Source organism: Kitasatospora sp. NPDC101176 (assembly GCF_044768035.1).
GTDB lineage: Bacteria > Actinomycetota > Actinomycetes > Streptomycetales > Streptomycetaceae > Kitasatospora.
The window spans coordinates 108,780-128,458 of record NZ_JBIWPA010000024.1; the positions used below are offsets into that span (position 1 = coordinate 108,780).

19 protein-coding genes are annotated in these 19,679 nt (G+C 73.9%); 12 read left to right on the forward strand and 7 right to left on the reverse strand.

The window, feature by feature from the left end:
• Nucleotides 1–128 precede the first annotated feature (128 nt).
• Genes ACIRS1_RS27805 through ACIRS1_RS27815 form a run of 3 tightly spaced genes read right to left on the reverse strand, consistent with a single transcriptional unit; the run spans nt 129 to nt 2,612 of the window.
• Nucleotides 129–953, reverse strand: coding sequence for a glycoside hydrolase family protein (locus tag ACIRS1_RS27805; protein ID WP_402844670.1), 825 nt, complete (start codon nt 951–953; stop codon nt 129–131).
• A gap of 56 nt (nt 954–1,009) precedes the next feature.
• Entirely contained in the window at nt 1,010–1,789 is a 780-nt protein-coding gene (locus ACIRS1_RS27810; protein WP_402844672.1) for a thaumatin family protein, read from the reverse strand.
• Between the two features lie 16 nt (nt 1,790–1,805).
• Nucleotides 1,806–2,612: a chitinase gene (locus tag ACIRS1_RS27815; protein WP_402844673.1), complete on the reverse strand. Its 807-nt coding sequence runs from the start codon at nt 2,610–2,612 to the stop codon at nt 1,806–1,808.
• Nucleotides 2,613–2,851: 239 nt separating this feature from the next.
• Here ACIRS1_RS27815 and ACIRS1_RS27820 point away from each other — a divergent pair, with 239 nt between their 5' ends.
• A complete protein-coding gene (locus tag ACIRS1_RS27820; RefSeq protein WP_402844674.1) occupies nt 2,852–5,764 on the forward strand; it encodes a helix-turn-helix transcriptional regulator in 2,913 nt (970 codons plus the stop codon).
• Nucleotides 5,765–5,910: 146 nt separating this feature from the next.
• Here the strand turns inward: ACIRS1_RS27820 and ACIRS1_RS27825 are convergent, their stop codons facing one another.
• A complete protein-coding gene (locus ACIRS1_RS27825; protein WP_402844675.1) occupies nt 5,911–6,408 on the reverse strand; it encodes a phosphoribosyltransferase in 498 nt (165 codons plus the stop codon).
• Nucleotides 6,409–6,698: 290 nt separating this feature from the next.
• Nucleotides 6,699–7,088 (reverse strand): transglycosylase SLT domain-containing protein, encoded by a 390-nt coding sequence (locus ACIRS1_RS27830; protein ID WP_360215320.1) that lies wholly within the window; start codon nt 7,086–7,088, stop codon nt 6,699–6,701.
• A 711-nt stretch (nt 7,089–7,799) separates the two neighbouring features.
• Here ACIRS1_RS27830 and ACIRS1_RS27835 point away from each other — a divergent pair.
• The 4 genes from ACIRS1_RS27835 to ACIRS1_RS27850 all read left to right on the forward strand — a co-directional run bounded on the left by ACIRS1_RS27835 (nt 7,800) and on the right by ACIRS1_RS27850 (nt 11,666).
• A complete protein-coding gene (locus tag ACIRS1_RS27835; protein WP_402844677.1) occupies nt 7,800–8,378 on the forward strand; it encodes a TetR/AcrR family transcriptional regulator in 579 nt (192 codons plus the stop codon).
• Between the two features lie 203 nt (nt 8,379–8,581).
• On the forward strand, nt 8,582–9,457 hold the full coding sequence (locus ACIRS1_RS27840) for an SDR family NAD(P)-dependent oxidoreductase (RefSeq protein ID WP_402844679.1): 876 nt from the start codon (nt 8,582–8,584) through the stop codon (nt 9,455–9,457).
• A 149-nt stretch (nt 9,458–9,606) separates the two neighbouring features.
• A complete protein-coding gene (locus tag ACIRS1_RS27845) occupies nt 9,607–10,011 on the forward strand; it encodes a nuclear transport factor 2 family protein (RefSeq protein ID WP_360215329.1) in 405 nt (134 codons plus the stop codon).
• Nucleotides 10,012–10,124: 113 nt separating this feature from the next.
• On the forward strand, nt 10,125–11,666 hold the full coding sequence (locus tag ACIRS1_RS27850; RefSeq protein WP_402844681.1) for an FAD-dependent monooxygenase: 1,542 nt from the start codon (nt 10,125–10,127) through the stop codon (nt 11,664–11,666).
• Nucleotides 11,667–11,768: 102 nt separating this feature from the next.
• Here ACIRS1_RS27850 and ACIRS1_RS27855 read toward each other — a convergent pair whose 3' ends face one another.
• Nucleotides 11,769–12,347: a helix-turn-helix domain-containing protein gene (locus tag ACIRS1_RS27855; RefSeq protein ID WP_360215335.1), complete on the reverse strand. Its 579-nt coding sequence runs from the start codon at nt 12,345–12,347 to the stop codon at nt 11,769–11,771.
• A 105-nt stretch (nt 12,348–12,452) separates the two neighbouring features.
• Here ACIRS1_RS27855 and ACIRS1_RS27860 point away from each other — a divergent pair, with 105 nt between their 5' ends.
• From ACIRS1_RS27860 to ACIRS1_RS27890, 7 genes are all read left to right on the forward strand, one after another.
• Nucleotides 12,453–13,334 (forward strand): SDR family oxidoreductase, encoded by an 882-nt coding sequence (locus tag ACIRS1_RS27860; RefSeq protein ID WP_402844682.1) that lies wholly within the window; start codon nt 12,453–12,455, stop codon nt 13,332–13,334.
• Between the two features lie 66 nt (nt 13,335–13,400).
• Entirely contained in the window at nt 13,401–14,252 is an 852-nt protein-coding gene (locus ACIRS1_RS27865; protein WP_402844683.1) for an NAD(P)H-binding protein, read from the forward strand.
• A gap of 128 nt (nt 14,253–14,380) precedes the next feature.
• Nucleotides 14,381–14,890 carry a protease inhibitor I9 family protein gene (locus ACIRS1_RS27870; protein WP_402844685.1) on the forward strand — a complete coding sequence of 170 codons (510 nt, stop codon included), beginning with the start codon at nt 14,381–14,383 and terminating at the stop codon, nt 14,888–14,890.
• Between the two features lie 140 nt (nt 14,891–15,030).
• Complete coding sequence (locus ACIRS1_RS27875; RefSeq protein ID WP_402844687.1) at nt 15,031–15,558, forward strand: hypothetical protein; 528 nt, start codon at nt 15,031–15,033, stop codon at nt 15,556–15,558.
• 257 nt (nt 15,559–15,815) lie between these two features.
• Nucleotides 15,816–16,229: a DUF2690 domain-containing protein gene (locus ACIRS1_RS27880; RefSeq protein WP_402844689.1), complete on the forward strand. Its 414-nt coding sequence runs from the start codon at nt 15,816–15,818 to the stop codon at nt 16,227–16,229.
• Nucleotides 16,230–16,755: 526 nt separating this feature from the next.
• Entirely contained in the window at nt 16,756–17,460 is a 705-nt protein-coding gene (locus ACIRS1_RS27885) for a polysaccharide deacetylase family protein (RefSeq protein ID WP_402844690.1), read from the forward strand.
• A 52-nt stretch (nt 17,461–17,512) separates the two neighbouring features.
• Nucleotides 17,513–18,640 carry a glycosyltransferase gene (locus tag ACIRS1_RS27890; RefSeq protein ID WP_402844692.1) on the forward strand — a complete coding sequence of 376 codons (1,128 nt, stop codon included), beginning with the start codon at nt 17,513–17,515 and terminating at the stop codon, nt 18,638–18,640.
• A 326-nt stretch (nt 18,641–18,966) separates the two neighbouring features.
• Here the strand turns inward: ACIRS1_RS27890 and ACIRS1_RS27895 are convergent, their stop codons facing one another.
• Entirely contained in the window at nt 18,967–19,431 is a 465-nt protein-coding gene (locus tag ACIRS1_RS27895) for a hypothetical protein (protein WP_402844694.1), read from the reverse strand.
• Between the last annotated feature and the right edge of the window lie 248 nt (nt 19,432–19,679).

The window sequence follows — 19,679 nt, forward strand, 5'->3', positions numbered from 1 at the left end:
GCCCCGCCCCCCCGCCCATCCGGGGGGGGCGGCCCCGGGGGGGCGCCCCGCCGGCCCGCCCCCCTCGGCCCCCCGCCCGGGGGGGGGGGGGGGCGGCCCCCCCCCCCCCGCCCGGGCGGGGCCCGGGGTCAGCCGGCCGCGCGGTAGGCCGCGCCCGCCTTGTTGGGCGTCGCCCGGTTGTAGAGGCCGCTGCCGCCGCGGTCCGCTGAGAGGGTGAACCAGGCGTAGCGTTCGACGAAGGGCAGGCCCTGGAGCATGGCGGTCGACTTCGTGACGAACGCGGCCTGCTGGTCCTGCGTCGGGTACCTCGGGGTGCCGTGGGAGAAGTCGATCAGGGCGTACTCGGTGAGCCAGATCGGCTTCTTGTAGCGGTTGTAGACGGCCTGGAGGTAGCCGCGCAGCTGGCCGGTCGCGGCGTCGGCGCGGAAGTCCGAGCCATACCAGTGCAGGGGGATGAAGTCGACCTTCTCGTGGCGTGCGGCGGCGCCCTTCATGAACTGGTCGAGCCAGCCGCCCGCGACGTCGCCGCCGCCCGCGACCGCGGGTGCCCCCAGGCGCATCCCGGTCGACTGGAGCCGCGGCCACAGGTCGAGGGCCCTGGCCGGGCTCATGTTCGCCTGCGCCGGCAGGTCGGGTTCGTTGAACCCGAGCAGGGTGGTGCCCTCCTTCCTGGCCGTGTTGAGCTGGGCGTCGGTCACCGAGGCCGCGCCCCAGATCATGGGGACGAACTCGACGCCGGCCGGCGGCCTGATCTGCTGGCGGTCCGAGGCCCAGGTGTAGAACCAGCCGGCCCTGACGTCGGCCAGTGCGCCGGTGACGTCGGGGAAGTTCCAGGCGCTGACGCCCTTCTTCTTCACGGCGGCGGACGCGTCGGCCGGGCCGGCGGCCGTGAGCCCGGTCAGGACCGCGAACAGCACGGGCACGACGGTGAACAGGCGTAGGCGGCGGGACACCGTGCTCCTCTCCTCACATGATCGCGCGGCCGTGGCGGGGCCGCGGGACGGGCGGCTCACGCGGTGGGCCCGAAGGTGACGGTGAAGCCCTTGCAGTGGCTGCACTGCTGCATCACCTTGTTGCCCGGCACCTGGTCCTGCTTGGACCAGGTGTAGGCCTTGGGGCACCTCGCGCTGAGCGCGCGGCTGTAGTCGCTGGGGGTGTCCCGGCTGGGGTTGGTGCACAGCAGCGGTTTGCCGTCCGGCCCGCGCGTCAGGTCGGCGGGCGGGCAGGCGGGAAGCAGGTTCGCCGTGCAGCCCCGCGTGTCGCAGCCGCCGCCGGGCGGGACGGTGGCGTTCACCGGGGTGATCGTGACCGGCAGCGAGAAGGCGTTCACGTAGCTCACGTCGTACCAGGGCGCGGCGCCGTCCTTGCTGTCGAAGTTGAACTCGGTCAAGCTGGCGGGCTGTTCGCCCGTCGTGCAGTGGTCGGCGAACGCCCCGCAGTCGCCCACCCGGCAGTGGAAGGTGCTGCCGGGGGCGCCGCCGCACCCCTGCCGGGCGAAGAACTTGCCGCGCCAGTGGAAGGGGGCGGTCGTCTCGGGGATCGTCACCGTCGCCGACTGCCCGGGGGCCAGGACCGGCAGCCGGGCGAACTGCTTGGACCCGTCGGCGTTGACGCCGCTGCCGATCCACAGCGTCTGCGAGGAGTGGTTGACGAACGTCACCGTGTGGTTGACAGCAGCCGTCACCGTCGTACCCGCGGCCGCCGTGCCCGCGCCCGGGACCACGGCGGTCAGCGCGGCGGTCAGGGTGGCGGCCACCGCGACGAGGAGCCTGGTCAGGAACCTGTGCATGGGGTCTCCGCTCTTCTCAGCAGGTCAGGTTGGCGCCGGGGGAGGTGCCGAGGATCTGGGAGAACCGCTGGTAGAGGTTGACCCGGTCCTGCATCTGGGCGGGGTTCCGGCCGTTGCACTCCAGGGCGCCGTTGATGCTGCGGATCGTCTGGCCGAACCCGGCGCCGTTGACCATCGCCTGATGGGGCGTCATGGAGCCGGGACCGGACTGGGTGTTCCAGTACCAGAGCGCGGTCTTCCAGGCGACCTGGGGGTCGGTCTGGACCAGGCCCGGGTTGTGGAGCAGGTCGATGTGCAGGGCGTCCCCGGCCGCCTTGTAGTTGAAGTTCCAGCTGAGCTGGAGCGGCCCCCGTCCGTAGTAGGCGGCCCGCCCCGCGGGACAGCCGTAGGGTCGGGAAGTGTCGCAGTACGTCGGGTAGTTGGCGGTGTTCTGCTCCACGACGTAGCGCAGGCCGCCGGTCTCGTGGCTGACGTTCGCCAGGAAGGCCGCCGCCTCCCGGCGCTTGAGCGCGTCGTCCCCGGTGTGCGCGAAGGCGGGGTAGGCGCTCAACGCGCCGACCAGTGCCTCGTAGGTGTAGAACTGGTTCTTGCTCGGGAACATCCGGCCGAACTGGGCCTTGCTCACGATGAATCCGGCCTGCACCGCTGCCGCCGCCGGCGCGCCCGCCGCTCCGGTGGCCGACTCGGCGGAAAAGGAGGCAGGGGCGGAGGCAGGGGTGGAAGCCGAGGCCGTGGTGGAAGCGGGCAGGGCGATCGCCGAGACGGCCGCCGCTGCCGCGGCGATCCTCAGGGCTGAGCGTCGGGCTGAGCGTCGAAAGGACATGGCTGGCCTTCCTCACGTGGTGACGGGTGTCCGGGCGGGGCGACAGGGGAGCGCCGCTCGTGCGGCGGTGGCCGCGCCGCGGCTGTCGGACGATCCTCCGGCGCAGCATCCCCGCAGACATCCGTGAGCCTCACGGAGATCCCGCAGCACCGTACGGGGCCGGGCCCCGGCGCCTCGGCGAGCCGGGCGTGACGCGCGAGACGTTTGGCGCGGCACCCGACCTGGCTAAAGTCATGTACATGCTGATTCGGCAGATGGTTGGCGTGACCGGACGGGACGTCGAACAGGCCCTGCTGGAGGCCCTGGTCACCGATGTCGCGGCCGGCCGCGGGAGCAGCCTGCTGGTCGAAGGCGAACCGGGCATCGGCAAGTCCGCCCTGCTCGCCGCCCCGCTCGCCGCGGCCCAGGCCGCCGGCTGCGGGGTGCTCCTCGGGCACTGCGACGAACCGGGGCAACGGCTTCCGCTCTCGGCCATGACCCGACTCCTCGGCGTGCACCCGCCGTCGGCCGACCCCCGACACGCGCAGGCCGCACCCGCCCGTCGATGCCCGCAGGCCCGGTCGGGCCGGGGCAGGCGCGGCCTCGCCGCCGATCCCGTGACGACCGCCACCGAACAACTCCTCACCCACGTCGACCGGTTGTGCACCTCCAGGCCGCTCGTCCTGGCTCTGGAGGACCTCCACCGGGCCGACGAGGCCACCCTGCTGCTGTGGCGCCGCCTCTGCCGCACCGCGGCCCACCGGCCGCTGCTGGCCATCGGGACCTGCCGGCCGGCCCCGAGCCGACCGGCCCTGGTGCGGCTGCGCCGGGAACTCCCGCCCCACGGCGGGCAGGTGCTCTCCCTCGACCGCCTGAGCGAGGCGAGCGTGACCGAGCTGGCCGGCGCACTGACCGGCGGGACCGCAGGGCCCCGGCTCGCCGCGCGTCTCACGTCAGCGGCCGGAAACCCCCTGTACGTCAGGGAGTTGCTGAACGCCCTGGAACGTGCCGGATCCCTGCACCGCGCCGCCGGAACCGTCGAGCTGCCCGCCGGCGGCCACCACACGGGGGAGCTCCGGGCGCTCACGGACGTGATCGCCGACCGGCTGGCCTGCCTCTCCGCCGACGCCCGGCAGATGCTGCGCCTCGCGTCCCTGCTCGGGCCCGCGTTCTCGACGGCCGACCTGACGGCAGCGGCGAGGGGCGGTGCCCTCGACCCGGCGGCAGCGGCCGCAGGCGCCGGCCTCCTGGCGGCGGTGGACGAGGCACTGAGCGCAGGCGTACTGGAGCCCGCCGGCACCCGGCTGCGCTTCCGCCACGCCCTGCTGCGGGAAGTCCTCCACGAGGCCATGCCGCCCGCGCTGCGCACCGGTCTCCTGCAGCACGCGGCACAGCAGCTGATCGCCGCCGGGGCGCCGGTGGAGCGCGTCGCCGAGCTGATCCTGCCGGCCGTGCGGGACGCCGACGGCTGGGAGTGGAAGCGGGAGTGCGAGTGGCTCGCCGACAACGCGGCGCGACTGGCCGACCGGGCCCCGGGGATCGCCGCCGAGCTGCTCGAACACGCCCTGCGGCAGACGGACGCGCACGGCCCGAGGCGCCACGTGCTGGCCGACCGGCTGGCGACGCTCTACTTCCGCACCGGCCCCGTCGAGCGCGCGGAGGAACTGGCCCGGACCATCCTGCTGGAGACCTCCGACCGCGAACTCGCCGGCCGGGCCCGCTGGTTGCTCACCAGCATCGCGCTGCGCGCCGGCCGCTACCAGGACGTGGAGGCGAACTGGCGCGCGGCCCTCGGCGACCCGCGGCTCGCGCCGCGCTGGCGCGCGGGGCTGCTGGCCCTGCTCGCGCTCGCCCGGGGCTTCCAGGGCCGGCTCGGCGGAGGCCGCGCGGCGATGGCCGAAGCACTCGCCGAAGGGGTGCGGCTCAACAACGCCACCACCGTCGGCTACGCCCTGAACGCGGGCGCCCTGATCCGCAGCCGGGAGGGCGACCAGCCCGGCGCCCTGGTCCTGGCCGACCTCGCACTGGCGCAGATCGGCGACGACCCCGAACCCGTCGACCTGAGGCTGATGCTGCTGGGCCACCGGGCCGTGGCACTGGACAGCCTCGGCCGCCCCCGGGAGGCGGAGGAGGCCCTGGCCCGCGCCCGCACCGTCGCCGAACGGACCGGGGCGACGCTGCTCTCCATGAACCTGGTCAGGATCGCCGAGCGGCACTACGAACACGGCCGCTGGGACGACGCGCAGGCGGTCCTGGACGAGGTCACCGACCTCCCGCAGGGCCGCTGGCAACTCGCCCGGCACAGCCTGCACACGCTGATCAGCGCCCGCCGCGACAACCGGCCGCAGACACCCGGGCACCCGGAAGCCGCCGCGACGCCGGACGACGAGGCCGCGCCGCCGACCTGGCCCGTGGCGGCCTCCTACCGGATCGTCGCCCGCAGCCTCGTCCTCGAACGCACCGGCCGGCCCCGCGAAGCCCTCGACGTGCTCGCCGTGCTGCTGGCCCGCGCCCACGAGTACGACGTCCGGAGGCACCCGGAGTGGCTGGTCGCCCTGGTCCGCCTGGCCCTGGCCGTGGACGACCGGGGCACCGCCCGCGCCGCGGCGCTCGAGAGCCGGCGCAACGCCCACATCGAACCGCTGCCCGCCACCCGGGCCGCCGCCGGATGGTGCCGCGCACTGCTGCACGACGACCCGGACCGGCTGCGCGCCGCGATCGACCACCACCGCGCCGCCGACCGGCCCCCCGACCTCGGCAACGCCCTGGAGGACCTCGCCGTGCTCCGGGCCGCCTCCGGGGACCGCGCCGCGGCCCGCGCCGCCTTCGGCGAGGCCCTCGCGCTCTACGCCGGGCTGGGCGCGGTCTGGGACGCCCGCCGCGCCGCCGCCCGCCTGCGCCCCTGGGGAGTGCGCGCCGGGATTCGCGGGCCGCGCTCCCGGCCGGCCTCGGGCCGCGGCGCACTGACCGCGACGGAACAGCGCGTCGCCGACCTGCTCGCGCAGGGGCTGTCCAATCCCGACATCGCCGCGATGCTGCTGCTCTCGCGCCGCACCGTGGAGACCCACGTCTCCCACATCCTCGGCAAGCTCGGCGTCCGCTCACGCCACGAGGTCGCCGCGGCCACCGCAGAACGGCCACCGGGGCCCGGCCACCGCCCCGCGGCCCGGTGACCACCCGGGCGGCAGCTCCCGGCCCGCACCCGTCCGCGCCGCCGGGCAGCCCGGCCGCTCCCTCGGGCGCCCGGTGACGGGCGGCTTCCTCGCGCGACGGGCCCGGGCCTCGGCGGCGGGCGGGTGCAGGGCCGGCGAGCCGGCGGTCAGGCGTCGAGGACCTGGCCGTGGCGCCGGACGACCGGGCCCTCCGCCGACCACGGGAACTCGATCCAGTCGTCGGTCCTCTTCCACACGTACTCGCACTTCACCAGGGAGTGCGACTTCTCGTAGATGACGGCGGAGCGGACCTCGGCGACGTGGTCGAGGCAGAAGTCGTGCACCAGCCTCAGCGTCTTGCCGGTGTCGGCGACGTCGTCGGTGATCAGGACCTTCTTCTCGGTGAAGTCGATCGCCGCGGGGACGGGAGCCAACATGACGGGCATGTCGAGGGTGGTGCCCACGCCCGTGTAGAACTCGACGTTCACCAGGTGGATGTTCTTGCAGTCCAGCGCGTACGCGAGACCGCCCGCCACGAACACGCCGCCGCGGGCGATGCTCAGGACGAGATCGGGCACGTAGCCGTCGTCGGCGATCGTCTGCGCGAGTTCGCGCACCGCCCGGCCGAAGGTCTGGTAATCCAGGATCTCGCGCACATCAGTCATGGCGTTCAGTGTCCTGGACGGCGGGCCGGGCGGCGAGCGTCGGCACGCTGAGGGCCGGGAACAGCCGGGAACGGCCGGGAGCGGCCGGGAGCGGCCGGGAGCGGCCGGGGCGGATCGTGCCCGGCCGTGCGCGCCGCCGCCGCGGACATGCCGAGGGGCCCGGTGCGCGGGGTGTGCGCACCGGGCCCCTGGCCGTGGTCCTGTTCGGCCCCGGGTCGGTTCGTGGCGTCGGCGGGGCGTGCAGTCGTGCAGTCGTGCCGGCGGGGTGGCCGGCGGGCCGCTGCGACCGGTCAGTAGTTGTGGTGGATCTGCCAGTAGGCCCAGGCCTGGTTCGGGCTGCCGTAGCGGCCGTTCATGTAGTCGTAGGCCCACTTGATCTGGGTGGCGGCGTTGGTCTTCCAGTCGGCGCCGGCGGAGGCCATCTTGTTGCCGGGCAGGGCCTGGCCGAGGCCGTAGGCGCCGGAGGAGGCGTTGGTCGCGGTGACGTTCCAGCCGCTCTCGTGGGAGATGATCTGGTTGAAGGAGGCGAGCTGGTCGGCGGGGACGATGCTCGCGGCCAGCGCCTGCGGCGTGGTGGCCGAGGCGGCGGTCGGGACGACGGCGGCGCCGATCGCGGTGATGCCGACGGCGGCGGTGAGCAGGGCGGCGGACTTGCGCATGCGGGTGGAGATCACGGGCATGTGGGAGTTCGACCTCAATCGTGGGGGCGCCTCGTCCTGCGGCTCGGCTGGCCCAACAGGGCCGGCGGGCGGGAGTCGGCACCGGGGTGGTCACGGGTGGTGACCACCTGGCGGGAGTTGCGGCAGCGGATCGAACCGCCGCCGCAGCTGGCGACTGAGCCATTGTTAGCGGGGTCGGAGGCCGGGTCCAAGGGGTGCCCGCTACGACGCGGCGTCGTAGCGAATCCGGGCGAACACGCGCGTCGGACGCGGGGTGCTACCCGTCGCCTCGATGGCCAAACCAGGACAGATCCGAACTTTTGCGGTGATTTTCATCGGTCTGAGCTGCGAAAACAGCGGAGGCCCGGCCGCAGACACGGAATGGTGGCGGTGACGGCGGCCGCCCGGGCCGGGGCCGGCTGCGGGGTGGAGGGGCGGTCCACTAGGAAGGGTAGGAGGTGCGTGGAGCGCGTGAGAACCGTCACGGGCCCCCGTGCCCCGGCACCCGTTCTCAAGGGATCCAGCTCACACCGCTGTGACTGTCGGTGACGAACCGGTGGCGCGGGGCGGGTGCCGGGGCTGTTCAGGCTGAGGCGCGCCTTCGAGTGCGATTCCTTGTGGATCAGGGGGCCGGTGGGGGTGCCGGAGATCGTGTCGTCGCTGTCGAGCGTCCACTGCTCGATGGGGTCGGTGTCCGGGGGGAAGCCGAGCCGGCCCGCCTATGCTGACCGGGTGAGATCGACGGGTGAGCAGGGGTCGGGGCTGCGGGCGGATGCCGTGCGCAACCGTGCCCGGGTGCTGCAGGTGGCGCGGGAACAGGTGGCGGCGGGGGACGACTCGCTGCAGCTGAACGCCATCGCGCGGCTGGCCGGGGTCGGCGTGGGGACGGTGTACCGGCACTTCCCGAACCGGCACGCGCTGTGGGAGGCGCTGCTCGTCGAACGCTTCCGGGAGCTGGTCGAGGAGGCCCGGGCCGCGGCTGCGGACGAGGATCCGCTCGCGGGCCTGCAGAGGCTGCTGCGGTTCACGCTGGCGCGGGCCCTGGAGGACTCCGGGTTCGCCGCCGTGCTGGAGTCGGCCGCCGACACGGATGCCCGGACCGTCGAGCTGAAGCGTGAACTGGACGGTGCCACGGCCCAGTTGCTCGACCGCGCGCGCCTGGCCGGCGCGATCCGCCGGGACGTCGGGCCGGGTGACGTGCGCCGTCTGCTCTGCGGGGTCGAGCACGCGCTGCGCTCCGGTGAGCACGGCCCCGAGCGGACCGAGGTGTATCTCGGCGTCCTCGTCGAAGGCCTGCGTCCTCCGCGCTGACCACCCGCGCTGACCCTCCGCGCTGACCGCCCGCGCTGATCCCCGGGCTGCCCCCCGCGCCGATCTCCCTCCGCCGGGCAGCTCGGGGCTGCTTCGGCCCCAGGAAACGGATAGCTATCCGAATCATGTGCTAGCGTCCCCGCATGAAAACGGATACCAATCCGTTTCGAGGGGCTGAACGCACGGAATCGGAGGGTGGACCCATGGAGCAGCGGGCTGTGGTGACGGCGGGGACCGGGGGCATCGGACTGGAGACCGCGGTGGGGCTGGCGGCGCGGGGGCTCGCCGTCACCGTCGTCGGACGGGACCCGGAGCGCGGCGCTCGCGCGGTCGAGCGCATCGCCGCCGCCGCGACCGGCGGCAGGCCGCGCTTCCTGGCCGCCGACCTCGCCTCACTCGGCGAGGTGCGCGCCCTCGCGGCCCGCCTGGCCGCCGAGGGGCCGCTGAAGCTCCTGGTCAACAACGTCGGCGCGATGTTCGCGCAGCGGCAGCGGACCGTCGACGGGATCGAGGCCACCTTCGCCGTCAACCACCTCTCGCCGTACCTGCTGACCGAGCTGCTGCTCGACTCCCTCCGGGACGGCGGACCGAGCCGGATCGTGAACGTCAGCTCGTCGGCGATCGGCCTCGCCAGGCGCACCTTCGCCGCCGTCGAACCGCCGGGCGGCTACTACGGGTTCCACTGGTACGGCCGGGCCAAGCTCGCCAACCTCGTCTACGCCCTGGACCTCGCCGAACGCCTGCGCGGCAGCGGGGTCGCCGTCCTCGCGGCCGACCCGGGCGGCGCCGCGACGACCATGACCGACGGCACCATGACCTCGCCCGCGATCGTCTCCCCGCCGCTGCGCCTGCTGTGGCCGCTGGTCCGCCGACGGTTCGAACGCTCCACCGCCGGCCCGGCCTCGCTGGCGGCAGGTTCCTCGATCGCCGCCGCGACCGACCCCGCCCTCGAGGGCCGCACCGGACTGCTCATCGGTCCCGAGGCCCACCCCGTCCCGCTCTTCCGCGGCAGCACCGACCCGCGCGCGGTCGCCGACGTCCTGCGCCTCAGCCGCCGGCTGGCGCCGACGGGAGGCTGACGGCCGGCGGACCGTCTCGCGCGGCGGCGGGTGGCCGCGACCCCCTCCCGAATGAGCGTGCGCGACGCACGCAATCTGTAGTACGGTGCATATGCGTGCTCGAAGCACGCACTTTCAAGCGCCGACACAAGAATCCCAAGGGGACCGCCATGACCACCGCCAGCACCCGCGCCGACGCCCGCACCGCCCTCACCGACCTCCTCCTCACCCCGGGCCTGGACCTCGACGAGGCCGCCGACCGGCACTTCGCCCCCGACTACCGCCAGCGCACCGACGGCGAGTGGGCCGACCGCACCGAGTTCCTCGCCCACATCGCCCACCTGCGCACGGTCGTCGCCGGTGGCTCCGTCGAGGTCCACGACGAACTCTTCTCCGGCGACCTCTACGCCGACCGCCACACCATGACCATCACCAAGACCGACGGCTCCACCGTCCGCATCGAGGTCTACCTCTTCGCCGAGTACGCCCCCGACGGCCGCTTCCGCCGCATCGAGGAGACCACCCTCATGCTCGAAGGCGCCGACCACGACCGGAACCTCGGCAGCGCCCGCTGAGCGGCCCCTCGCCCATCCGGTGCCCCGACGACGGCGCGCCCCCGCCCCTGCCCCGCGCACGGGCGCGCCGCCGCCGGGCCGCACCGACCCACCAGTGAGAGGAAGACGTTGTCATGCTCGACGTACTCGTCGCCGGGGCCGGCCCGGTAGGGCTCTGGCTCGCCGCGGAGCTGCGCCTGCACGGCGTGGAGGTGACCGTCGTGGAACGCCGGACGGCACCGGACGGGCGCTCGCGCGCCGTCGGCATGCAGGCCGGCACGCTGGACACCTTCGCCACCCGCGGCCTCGCGGAGCGCTTCATCGAGCGCGGCACCCCGGTGCCGACCGGCCACTTCGGCGCGGCCACCACCCGGCTGGACTTCTCCACCGTCGGCGCAGTGCACCCGTTCATGCTGGGGCTCGGCCAGTCCGTCACCGAACGGCTCCTGGAGGAACACGCCGTCGCCGTGGGCGCCCGGGTGCTGCGCGGACGAGAGGTCGTCTCGCTCACCCAGGGGCCGGACGCCGTCGAGGTGGTGCTGCGCGCCGACGGCGCCCACCGGACCGTGCGGGCCCGCTGGGTGGTCGGCTGCGACGGCACCCGCAGCGCGGTGCGCCAGGCGGCCGGCATCGACTTCCCCGGCCAGGACACCACCATGACCGGATGGCTCGCCGACGTCGAACTCGCCGCCGAACCCGACGCCGGACCCGACGCCGGACCCGGCGCCGGACCCGACGGTCCGCCCACCGCACCGCCCACCGCACCGCCCACCGCACCGCTCGCCGCCACCGGGCCGGCCGGTTCGTTCCTGGCCGTCCCGATCGGCGACGGCGTCCACCGGCTGGCGGGACTGTCCACGGCCACCATGCACCGCGGCACCGGCGAACCCCTGACCCTGGAGGAGGTGCGCGAGCAGACCCGCGCCCTGCTGGGGCGGGACCTGGCCATCCGCAACCCCCGGTGGCTCTCGCGCTACGGCAACGCCACCCGCCAGGCCGCGCACTACCGGGCCGGACGGGTCCTGCTCGCCGGGGACGCGGCGCACATGTTCTTCCCCGCCGGCGGGCAGGGCATGAACCTCGGCATCCAGGACGCCGCCAACCTGGGCTGGAAACTGGCCGCCGTCCTCCAGGGCCGGGCACCCGACGCCCTGCTCGACAGCTACGAGGCCGAGCGGCGGCCGGCCGCCCGCGCTGTCATCGACAACACCCGCGCGCAACTGGCCCTGTTCGCGGCGGCGAGCCCGGAGCAGATCGCGCTGCGCGAGGTCTGGTCCGAGGCGCTGGCCGACCCGCGGACCAACCGCCGGTGGGCCCGCCGGATCGCCGGCTTCGACGACCCGCTGCCCGCCACCGCACCCGGCGCACACCCGCTGACCGGCACCCGGCTGGCGGGCCTCGCCCTGGCGGCGGCCGACGCGCCCACCCCCCACCCGCTGATGCACCACGGCCGGCCGCTGCTGCTGGACCTCGCCGGGACGCGGACGCCGTGTCCCGCGCCCGGGCCGGACCGACGGACGGTGGCCGTCAACGCCGGGGAATCGCACCCGCTCTGGCGGGACGTCACCGCCGTCCTGATCCGGCCGGACGCCCGGATCGCCTGGGCCAGTACCGAGGCCGACCCGCAGCGCCGGGCCGCGGACTGCCTCACCGCCCTGCGCGGCCTGTGCCGCTGAGCGCGGCGGGGTGAGCCCACCGCAGTCTCCGCTCCGTCGGTGTCAAGGGCGCGGTGGGGGAGGGCGGCGGGCACGAAGACCCGTGGGGTCCCGCCCGTCCGGTCAGCCCAGCGACGCGCTCGCCGCCCGCAGTTCGTCCAGGGCCGCCAGGGCGCACCCGGCGAGCCCGTCCTCGGCGCCGCGGTCGTCCTCGGCCCACTCGGCGTACCCCCGCTTGAAGGCGAGGACGCCCAGCTCTCCCGCGAGGGCCGCCGTCGGGCCGGGCACGCCACGGGCGAGCAGGGCGGTCGTCATCGCGGCCGCGAGACTGACGGTCTTGAGGGCGTCGCGCTCCTGGAGCTCGGTGCTGGCGGCGACGGCCGCCTTCAGGCGGGGGGCGAGTTCGCGGCTGCCGGGGCCCATGGCGGTCGAGGCGCGCTGGAGACCGGCGGCGACCGCCTCGAGCGGGCTGGCGGTGCAGGGCGCGTCGGCGATCCCCTCGGCCAGCAGCCGGCTCAGCGTCTCCTGCCCGGCGACCAGCAGTTCGCGCTTGTCGGGGAAGTGCCGGAAGAAGGTGCTCTTGGTGACGCCGGCGCGCTCGGCGATCTGCGCGACCGTCGTGGCGTCGTACCCCTGCTCCGTGAACAGGTCGACCGCGGCCACGACGAGGCGTTCACGCGCACCTGGTTCCCATCGACCCATGGGCTCAGCATAGGCGACGGGACCCTTGTCCCGTTGTGATGGGACTCTTGTCCCGTCACTGCTACAGTGACGGGACAAGAGTCCCATCACTTGTGGAGGGTTTTCATGCGCGTCTTCGTCACCGGCGGCACCGGTCTGATCGGGTCCGCCGTCGTCGCCGAACTCCTCGGCCACGGCCACACCGTCCTCGCGCTCGCCCGCTCCGAGGCCTCCGCACAGGCCGCCGGGGCGGCCGGCGCCGAACCGCTGCGGGGAGGCCTCGCCGACCTGGACGTCCTGCGCTCCGGCGCCGCCCAGGCCGACGGGGTGATCCACCTGGCCTTCGGCAACGACTTCAGCAGCCCCGAGGCCCTCGCCCGCAACATCGCCGAGGAGACCGCCGCCCTCACCGCCCTCGGCGAGGAGCTCGTCGGCACCGGCCGCCCCCTGGTCACCGCCTCGGGTACGCCCTGGGTGCCCGGCCGGGCCTCCACCGAGGCCGACCCGGTGCCGACCGACGGGCCGGTCGGCGGCCGCGGCCGCACCGTCACCGCGATCCTGGGCCTGGCCTCCCGCGGGGTCCGGAGCACGGCCGTCCGCCTGCCGCGCACGGTCCACAACGAGGGCGCGGGCGGGTTCGCCGGTCTGCTGACCGACATCGCACGCCGGAGCGGAATCTCCGGCTACACCGGCGACGGCACCCAGCGCTGGCCCGCCGTCCACGCGCTCGACGCGGCCGTCCTCTTCCGGCTCGCCCTGGAGCGGGCGGATGCCGGCACCGCCTGGCACGCCGTCGCCGACGAGGGGGACGGCATGCGGGACATCGCGGCCGTCATCGGCCGACGGCTGGGCCTGCCGGTCGAGTCGGTGCCGGAGGAGACCTACGGCCCGCTCGGCCCGATCTTCAAGGCCGACCAGCCCTCGTCCAGCGCCCGCACCCGCCAGGCGCTCGGCTGGGAACCGAAGCGCCCGGGCCTCCTGGAGGACCTGGAGAACGTCCAGCCCTGACCGGCGACCGGCAACCACCCGTGCCCATAGGGCACTTCACGTCCACGACACGCAGGAGGTCCCACCATGCCGACAGTCGTCCTCGGCGCCCGCGGCAACGTCGCCCGTCACGTGGTCGACGGTCTGCTGACCGCCGGCGAGCAGGTCAGAGCAGTCAGCAGGAACCCGGCCGCGGGGGTGCGGCCCGGGTGCGAAGCGGTCGTCGCCGACCTGGGGCGTCCCGAGACGCTGCCCGCAGCGTTCGACGGCGCCGACAAGGTGTTCCTCTACGGGATGCTCGACCCCCAGCAGCCCTACGACACCGACGAGGTCGTCGCGGCGGCCGCAGCCGCGGGAATCCGGCAGGTCGTCCTGCTCTCGTCGGTGGCGGTCGTCCTGGACCCCGACGCCGGCCACCCCGTCGCCCGCCTGAACCGCAGCATCGAGCAGGCCGTCCAACGCTCCGGCCTGGACTGGACCTTCCTCCGGCCGGGGACGTTCGCGGCCAACACCCGTACCTGGTGGGCCGATTCGATCCGCACCGACGGCGTCGTCCGCCTTCCCTACCCGCGCGCACAGTCGGCACCGGTGCACGAGAAGGACATCGCGGCGCTGGCGGTGACCGCCCTGACCGAGCCGGGCCACTCACACCAGGCCTACACCGTCCACGGGGCCGAGTCCCTGACCCTGCAACGCCAGGTCGAGCACATCGGCGAGGCCATCGGCCGCCGCATCCGGGTGGAACACGTCACCGAGGAGCAGGCCCGCGCGGACGTCGCCAGAACCATGCACCCGGTCGTGGCCGGGGCGATCGTGAGCCAGTGGGCCGCCGCCGACGGCGTCGCGGCCGTGACCTCCGCCATCACCGAGAAGATCACCGGCGCCCCGGCCCACACCTACGCCCAGTGGGCCGCCGACCACGCGGACGACTTCCGCTGAGCCCTCCGCGTGACCACGGGAAGAGGGCCGGAGCGGCCGGAGCCGCTCCGGCCCTCTTCCCGTCGCGCCGGGCGCCGTAGGAGACTCCCGTACGCGATACCGATCCCGTGTATGCGTGTGGGGGAACCGTGGACCGTGTGCCGGGCGCGTACGAGGCGCCGCTGTTCTCGGCCGGGCAGCCGCAGTCGGAACGCGGTTTCCTGATCCACCCCAGGTACTGGCCGCACGCCGAGCCGGCCTTCCCGTCTGTCCCGGACATCCTGACCCGACACGGGGTCGACCCCGGCGCCGCCCGCACACGACACGGCCTGATCGTGGGAGCGGACCTGACTGCGGATCAGCTCGCCGCAGTCCGGGCCGACCGCCAGGTCGAGTACGTCGAGCGCGACTGCGCCGGCGGCGTCGCCCGCTACCAGCGCGTCCCCGCCTCGGCCCGTGTCGTGGGCCAGTACTCCGTCGCCGTGGCCGACGACTGCGACCTGGGCGCACTGCTCGCCCGACTGGACGGCACGCTGCTGCACGCGTACGACGAGATCCACAGGTTCGCGGCTCGGCTGACCGACCGCCAGCGCGACCGGCTCCGCCGCGACCCCGAGGTCTTCTCCGTCGACGACGACCAGTGGGACTCCGCCGACTGACCCCGACACCCCCGACCATTCACGCCACGATTCCCCTGCTGGTGGGACACGGTTCGATCACATGCCCTCGCCGCCGCTCACGGATGCGCAAGGGTGGCGCCGGCTGTCCGCGCACCACCACCAGAGGAAGAACGTCCTTCATGAGCAACCCCGTTCAGAACGACTCCAAGCGCCCCGTCTACCGCAGGGTCCGCTTCGTCGCCCCCGCCGCCCTGATCGTCGGCATCGCCGTCGGCGCGGCGGGAGGCGGAGACAAGAAGAACAGCACCCCGGCGGCCGCGCCCACCGCCACCGTCACCCTTCCCGCTGCGGCGGCCAAGGCTCCCGCCCCGCTTCCCGCCGCCACCGTCACCGCCACCATGACCGTGACCGCCGAGGCCCCTGCGGCCCCCGTGGCGCCGAGCACGCCGGACAAGCCCAAGGGCGACACGATCGGTGGCGACGGCAGCTACGAGGTCGGCGTCGACGTCCAGCCCGGCACCTACAAGAGCAAGGGCCCCAAGGCCGGCGGCATCGGGATCTGCTACTGGGAGCGCAACAACGGCGGCGACGGCGTCGGCTCCATCATCGCCAACGACAACGTGCAGGGCCCCGCCACCATCACCATCAAGTCCGGCGACAAGATCTTCAAGACGACCGCCTGCCAGGACTGGGTCAAGACCGGCTGACCCGAGAACCAGGCCGCCCTTCCGCCGGGTCCGGCGGCGGCACAGGCCTGCGCTCGGCCCGCCTGTGGCAGGGCCCCGAACGCCGCCGAGCCCTGGCCCCGGAACCCGGACCGCCCTCCCGACCGCCCGCGGGAGCCGGTCCGCTTCCCGGGACGAGCGGGAACGTCCCTGGGACGCCGGGACGGTGGAGGGACGGTGCGGCGGGGCCCCAGAGTGGGGGCACATCCATTGATCACGCACCAGTCCGGAGAACCCCCATGCGTTCCGTCACCCGCAAGGCCGCCACGATCGGCGCCACCCTGGCCCTGGCACTGTCGGGCGCGGTCCTCGCGGCCGCCCCGGCCTCCGCCGCCACCAGCTGCTACGCCAGCAGCTGCACCGGCCTGGACCCGGCCAACACCACCTGCGCCAACGACGCCATCACCGTCTCCACCGACGGCCCGCTGGAACTGCGCTACAGCCCGTCCTGCCGCGCCGCGTGGGCGCGGGACAGGAACGCGGTCCCCGGTGAGAACGTGGCGGTCCAGAACCACCCGGGCCAGTCCGCCGACTACTCCACCACCACCTACTCGGGCGGCGCCATCTGGAGCGCGATGGTCAACGACAAGGACATCCAGTCGCAGGCCAGCTCCACCTCCACCAAGGGCTGGTACCGGACCGGCTGGTACTGATCGGCCGTACCCGCCCCCGCCGCCGCCCCCGTCGGGCGAGGCACGGGGGCGACGGGGTTTCCCACCGACCTCGACGACAAGCCGTTCGAGGACGCTGCGGTCGGGCTCCGGAACCCGCCGTCCACCGACCGACCAGGCGGTCGGACTCCTGATGCCCCGCCGCGATGCCGCGCCCGTGCCGAACGTGCACGGGCGCGGCATCGCGGCATTTGCGGCGGTGCGGGCGGTACGTGCCGGCGGCCCACCTCACCGACCCCCACGTCGACGCCCGCCCGCGCCGGCGGCCCGCCGTTCCGGCCCAGCCCGCGCCCGGCACAGGCCGCCGGCGCCCCGCGTCCCGACCTGCCGGAGGAGCACGACGGATCCGACCGGGCGGCCTCGGTCCGGGCCGTGTCCCGGGCAGGGAGCGGTCGTTGGACGCTGCGGCGTCTGCGGCTGTCGCAGAGTACGGCGACGGAGGGCATGCGCAGGCCCGCCCACCCGCGGCGCACCGCCCATTCCCTGCCTACACGAAATGATGATCGACATGCCGAGGCTGCCCTGGATCCTCATGTACCACTCCATCGATACAGCAAGATCCGACCCTCACATGATCTGCGTCTCCCCGGCACAGTTCTCGGTGCAGATGGAATGGCTCTCCCGGCAGGGCTTCCGGGGGGTCAGCATGGCCGAGTTGATGCGGTCCAGGGATCCTGCCGCAGAGAAACTGGTCGGGCTGACCTTCGACGACGGCTTCGAGGACTTCCTGGACAACGCCATGCCCGTCCTCGACAGGCATGGCTTCACGGCCACCGCCTTCGTCATCGCCGAGCGGCTCGGCGGCTACAACGACTGGGACTTCTCCAGCGGCGCCGACAAGCGGAAGATCATGTCGGTCGAGCAGGTGAGGGAGCTGGCCTCCACCACCATCGAAGTGGGCTCGCACAGCCTCACGCACCGGCACCTGCCGGAGCTCTCCGACAGCGAGGCGGAGGCCGAGATCGCGGGGAGCCGGATGGCCCTCGAGCGGATCATCGACAAGCCGGTCCTCGGCTTCTGCTATCCGTACGGCTCGGTCGACGCCAGGATCTCCGCGATGACCCAGCAGGCCGGATACCGGTACGCCTGTGCCACCAAGGCGACGATCCGGCCGTCGGGCCATTCGATTCCACGCTGCTTCGTCGGCGAGCGCGACACGCCCCTGCGGCTCGCGCTCAAGCGGGTTCGCCACCTCGCCATCGCCCCGCGATGAACCAGAAGAACAGTATCCGCATCCGAACCAGCGCGGCCATGGAGCAATAAGAATGAGGATCCTTCATATCATCACCGGTCTGGCCGCAGGCGGAGCAGAACAACAACTACGGCTCCTGCTGCGGAACATGCCGGCCGAATACCACTGCGAGGTCGTCACCCTGGAGAACCCGGGGGCGGTGGCGGAGGGGATCCGACAGGACGGCACCCCGGTCACCCACCTGGCGATGCGCGGAAACCGGGACATCGCCGCGCTCTTCAAGCTGACCAAGTTCATCCGCCGAGGACGCTTCGACATCGTCCACACCCACCTGTACCGCTCCTGTGTCTACGGCCGACTGGCGGCCAGGCTCGCCGGGATTCCGACGATCGTGGCGACCGAGCACTCACTCCTGAAGGACACGATCGAAGGGCGCAGCACGACCGCCGGAGTCAGGCTCCTGTACACCGCGACGGAGCGGCTCGGAACCTGCACCGTGGCCGTTTCCAGTGCGGTCTCGGACTGCCTGGGCAACTGGGGGGTCCCGTCCCGGCGGATCCGGCAGATCGCCAACGGGATCGATGCGGCCGCCTTCGCGACCACACCCGACGAACACGCGAAGTCCCGGCGGGAGGTGCGCGCGCGCCTGCGGATCCCGGCCGACTCCTTCGTGATCGGCGGGGTCGGCCGGCTGGTTCCGGGCAAGCGGTTCGACGTCCTCGTCGACGCCCTGGCCGCCATGCCGGACGTGCTGCCGGACGGCCGGGTGCCGTGGCTGCTCCTGGTGGGCGCGGGACAGCAGCTCGACGCCCTGACCCGCCAGGCCCACGACGCGCAGCTGGCGCACCGCACCCTGTTCCTCGGCGAGCGCGACGACGTGTCGCAGCTCCTGACCGCCATGGACGTCCTCGCGGCCCCGTCCATCGTCGAGACCTTCGGACTGTCCCTCCTGGAGGGCCTGGCGGCCGGCCTCCCCCTCGTCTACACGAGCGGGCCGTCACTGGCTGAACTCCCCCCTCACCAGACGGGACACGCCTACTACTCGCCTTCGGACGGCCGCAGCTTCGCCTCCCGCCTGTGCACGGTCGCCGCGGACTGCGCACCCCCCCTGGCGCCACCGCCGGTCGTGGGCATGTACGACATCTCCCAGGTCGCCGACGAGCTCACCAGCCTCTACACCGACCTCGCCGCGCGCCGCTGATCCCCCGAAAGCGGCGTAGGCAGGCCGTCCGTCGCCGGTCCTGCCACCAGGAGCGGAAGGACCGGCCGGAACCGGGGGGGGGGCGAAGAACAGCTGGAGGCCACCCGTGCCGCCACCGCCGCACTGCCCCTCGTGCCGGCCGTGCTGGACATCCGGACGTGCCGGACGTGTGCCCCGAGCGCCTGCGGGCCCGCGCCGGGGGTCCGGCGCGGGCCTGTGCGGCGGTCGCTGCCGACCGCGGAACGCGTACCCGGGTGGGTGCGTCGGGTGCGGCGGTCACCGGCTCCCGGTGCGTCCGGCGCTGAGCCCGGCGCTCTGGGGCCGGGTCAGTGGGAGGGGCGGATCTGGAGGGCGTTGATGCCCCAGTGGATCGACGGGTCCGAGGTGTGCACGGTGAACTGGAAGTCCCGGCCGGGACGGGCGGGGATCTCCACCGAGCCGACGCCGACGGAGTCCACCGGGCACTGCACCGTGAAGTCGGCCGGGGCCGCACCGCCGACGTGCACCTGGACCGAACCGCCGCCCTGGCAGCCGACGGTGACGGAGATCGGCAGCGTCTCGATCGCCGAGGCCGTCACCGCGCTGCCGTTCCCGACCCAGTCGGGGATCGAGAACATGGTGTCCTCGTCCGGGGTCGGCGGCAGGATCCGGCCCGTCCCCGCGTGACCGAAGGGCTCGTCCGAGGCCGGTACCGGGTCGGCGGGCTGCGCCGATGCCGTCCCGGCGAACGCCAGCGCCACCCCCAGTGCCCCGGCCGCCGTGGTGAGCGTGCCCGTCTTCGTCCGCTTCATCGTGGTCCCCCCTGCTGTGTTCAGGTGTCGTACCGGTGTTCGGCACACGAAGTTGATCGTAGAACGCGGCACTGTCACCGGGGCGACCACGACGACGTGTGGTGCACCTGCCGTGTCACACCCGCTGTTCGGTCCGCCGGCCGCCGCGCCTCCCGCCGCCGCGGCTCGGCCGTCCTGCCGTCGGTGGCCTGGTGGCCCGGTGGCCGGGTGTGTGTCGGTGGGGGCTTCTAGGGTGCGGTGTGGGTGGG

Coding starts and splice junctions, on each gene's coding strand:
- ACIRS1_RS27810 (WP_402844672.1), bottom strand. CDS start 1,789: ATGCACAGGTTCCTGACCAGGCTCCTCGTCGCGGTGGCCGCCACCCTG.
- ACIRS1_RS27815 (WP_402844673.1), bottom strand. CDS start 2,612: ATGTCCTTTCGACGCTCAGCCCGACGCTCAGCCCTGAGGATCGCCGCG.
- ACIRS1_RS27820 (WP_402844674.1), top strand. CDS start 2,852: ATGCTGATTCGGCAGATGGTTGGCGTGACCGGACGGGACGTCGAACAG.
- ACIRS1_RS27825 (WP_402844675.1), bottom strand. CDS start 6,408: ATGACTGATGTGCGCGAGATCCTGGATTACCAGACCTTCGGCCGGGCG.
- ACIRS1_RS27830 (WP_360215320.1), bottom strand. CDS start 7,088: ATGCCCGTGATCTCCACCCGCATGCGCAAGTCCGCCGCCCTGCTCACC.
- ACIRS1_RS27840 (WP_402844679.1), top strand. CDS start 8,582: ATGGAGCAGCGGGCTGTGGTGACGGCGGGGACCGGGGGCATCGGACTG.
- ACIRS1_RS27845 (WP_360215329.1), top strand. CDS start 9,607: ATGACCACCGCCAGCACCCGCGCCGACGCCCGCACCGCCCTCACCGAC.
- ACIRS1_RS27850 (WP_402844681.1), top strand. CDS start 10,125: ATGCTCGACGTACTCGTCGCCGGGGCCGGCCCGGTAGGGCTCTGGCTC.
- ACIRS1_RS27855 (WP_360215335.1), bottom strand. CDS start 12,347: ATGGGTCGATGGGAACCAGGTGCGCGTGAACGCCTCGTCGTGGCCGCG.
- ACIRS1_RS27860 (WP_402844682.1), top strand. CDS start 12,453: ATGCGCGTCTTCGTCACCGGCGGCACCGGTCTGATCGGGTCCGCCGTC.
- ACIRS1_RS27865 (WP_402844683.1), top strand. CDS start 13,401: ATGCCGACAGTCGTCCTCGGCGCCCGCGGCAACGTCGCCCGTCACGTG.
- ACIRS1_RS27875 (WP_402844687.1), top strand. CDS start 15,031: ATGAGCAACCCCGTTCAGAACGACTCCAAGCGCCCCGTCTACCGCAGG.
- ACIRS1_RS27880 (WP_402844689.1), top strand. CDS start 15,816: ATGCGTTCCGTCACCCGCAAGGCCGCCACGATCGGCGCCACCCTGGCC.
- ACIRS1_RS27885 (WP_402844690.1), top strand. CDS start 16,756: ATGCCGAGGCTGCCCTGGATCCTCATGTACCACTCCATCGATACAGCA.
- ACIRS1_RS27890 (WP_402844692.1), top strand. CDS start 17,513: ATGAGGATCCTTCATATCATCACCGGTCTGGCCGCAGGCGGAGCAGAA.
- ACIRS1_RS27895 (WP_402844694.1), bottom strand. CDS start 19,431: ATGAAGCGGACGAAGACGGGCACGCTCACCACGGCGGCCGGGGCACTG.